The organism is Shimia biformata (genome assembly GCF_016888515.1).
GTDB classification, from domain to species: domain Bacteria; phylum Pseudomonadota; class Alphaproteobacteria; order Rhodobacterales; family Rhodobacteraceae; genus Shimia_A; species Shimia_A biformata.
In genome coordinates this window covers 1-1,411 of record NZ_JAFEJK010000008.1, presented here as the reverse complement: position 1 = coordinate 1,411, position 1,411 = coordinate 1, and the positions used below count along the sequence as shown (strand labels likewise).

The 1,411-nt window shown below is 63.6% G+C and carries 1 protein-coding gene and 1 pseudogene; both read left to right on the top strand.

All coding sequences use genetic code 11. From position 1 onward, the window contains the following. Positions 1–96: pseudogene (locus JQ863_RS19510) on the top strand (ester cyclase); the annotation flags it as partial. 11 nt (positions 97–107) lie between these two features. Further along, positions 108–1,411 (top strand): histidinol dehydrogenase (gene hisD, locus JQ863_RS19305; protein ID WP_204115987.1); only part of this gene is annotated, 1,304 nt, incomplete at its 3' end.

Here is a 1,411-nt window from a genome sequence, read left to right as displayed (position 1 = left end):
CATGTGGCGTCGCAGCTTGGTGTTGACGTGTTCGGTGGCGGTGGCTGGGAAGCTTATGACCGTGGCGAGAAGGTTGCGCCGCGGCCGAATGAATGAGGTGTTGAGACATGACGATTGAGTATCTGAAACGGGGCAAGCCCGAGGCGGATCGGGCCGAGGATGATGCCAGGACGGCGGCGGTTGTCGCGGCCACGCTGAAGGACATCGAGGCGCGCGGCGATGCGGCGGTGCGCGAATTGGCGGTGAAGTTCGACAAGTATGACCGCGAGAGCTATCGCCTGAGCGAAGCCGAGATCGAGGCGATCATCGCCAAGGTCTCGCCGCAGGAGATGGCCGATATCAGGTTCGCGCAAGAGCAGGTTCGGAACTTTGCCCAGGCGCAGCGGGACTCGATGCTGGACATCGAGGTCGAGACGTTGCCGGGCGTGATCCTGGGCCACAAGAACATCCCCGTGCAGTCGGTCGGCTGCTACGTGCCCGGCGGCAAGTTCCCGATGGTCGCCTCGGCGCATATGTCGGTCGCGACCGCCTCCGTTGCCGGCGTGCCGCGCATCATCGCCTGCACGCCGCCCTTCAACGGCGAGCCGAACCCGGCGGTGATCGCGGCGATGCATATCGGCGGCGCACACGAGATCTATGTCCTGGGCGGTATCCAGGCCGTGGGCGCGATGGCGATCGGCACCGAGACCATCGCCCCGGTGCATCTTCTGGTTGGCCCCGGCAACGCCTTTGTCGCCGAAGCCAAGCGGCAATTGTTCGGTCGTGTCGGGATCGACCTGTTCGCGGGGCCGACCGAGACCATGGTGATCGCCGACGACACGGTCGACGCCGAATTGTGCGCCACCGACCTCCTGGGGCAGGCGGAACACGGGTATAACTCGCCCGCGGTGCTGCTGACCAACAGCCGCAAGCTGGCCGAAGAGACCCTGTCCGAGATCGACCGCATCCTTGACATCCTGCCCACCGCCGGCACCGCGCGGGTCAGCTGGGAGGACTATGGCGAGGTCATCCTGTGCGACAGTTATGAAGAAATGCTTAAGGTGGCCGATGATTATGCCTCCGAGCATGTGCAGGTGATGACGGACCGCGATGACTGGTTCCTTGAGAACATGACCTGCTATGGCGCGCTGTTCCTGGGGCCGCGGACGAATGTGGCCAATGGCGACAAGGTGATCGGCACCAACCACACGCTGCCGACGAAGAAGGCGGGGCGGTATACGGGTGGTTTGTGGGTCGGCAAGTACCTGAAAACCCACAGTTACCAGAAAGTCACCACGGATGAGGCAGCGACGCTGATCGGCGAATATGGCTCTCGGTTGTGCATGCTCGAGGGCTTCGTCGGCCATGCCGAACAATGCAACATCCGCGTGCGCCGCTATGGCGGGATCAACGTGCCTTATGGCGAGGGCGC